This window comes from [Flexibacter] sp. ATCC 35208 (genome assembly GCF_001975825.1).
Lineage (GTDB): Bacteria > Bacteroidota > Bacteroidia > Chitinophagales > Chitinophagaceae > Chitinophaga.
The window spans coordinates 1-1,016 of the sequence record NZ_MTKN01000188.1 but is presented as its reverse complement, the minus strand read 5'-3'; the positions used below and the strand labels follow the sequence as shown (position 1 = coordinate 1,016).

The following is a 1,016-nucleotide window of genomic DNA, read 5'->3' as shown; positions in this document are numbered from 1 at the left end:
GACGATCTGGGTAGTCTTCGCTTTGTAATACCGCCACTGGCAATACAAAATATCATGTCTGACTGGAAGATCACTTCAACCGTCGCCGATGAACTTTGCTTCCAGTATCAATATGATGCACGTGGCCGCATGATTTCGAAAAAAATCCCCGGAGCAGGAGCCGTTTTAATGGCTTATGATAGCAGAAACAGAGTCGTCTTCACGCAAGATTCCATACAAAGGCAAAAATCTACTCCTGAATGGATCACAACATTTTATGACGGTCTGAACCGCCCTTACGAAACAGCCATCTATACAACGGCTTCAACCAGAGAAAACTTACAATGTAGTATCACCACTAATTTAGATGACACTTCCGTCATCAATCTATCTTCATTGACTGCTGACCTGGTAGTGACTACTTATAACAGTGCAGACAGTGCATACCAGGCGACCAACTCCATTACCTTTGATCCAGAATTCACTACTTCTGATAATGCTGAAGTTGAAGCCTCCATCGTCAATGATGATGGCATTACCAGTGTTGCATCATCCAATCCCGTTCCGGTTATCTCTTCATCTGCACTTTCACCATTGTCTTACACTTACTATGATAATTATAACTATACTGGTGTACATAGCCTTGTGAACACAGGTCTTTCAAAACCGGAAGCAGGCGACAATCCTTATAGCCAGGCCAATACTTCTTCCAGTACGCGTGTCGCCACTCTCACCACAGGAACAAAGGTTCGTATATTAGGCACAGACCAATGGCTCACCACCACGAACTACTTCGACGATGATGCCCTGACTATCCAGACAATTGCAGATAACCATACAGGTGGAAAAGATGTGACCAGCCTTCTATATGACTACAATGGCAAGGTGTTAAGCACCTACCATACGCATACCAACCCTTCCAGCACTGTTACGCCTCAGACAACCTTACTGACCAAAATGGGTTATGATGCAGCTGGTCACCTGATTTCACTCGTCAAGCGGCTGAATGACAGCACTAACCTCGAGGAAAAGATCGC

1 pseudogene is annotated in these 1,016 nt (G+C 44.8%); it reads left to right on the top strand.

The annotated features are described in order from the left end of the window. Positions 1–1,016: pseudogene (locus BW716_RS37370) on the top strand (hypothetical protein); the annotation flags it as partial.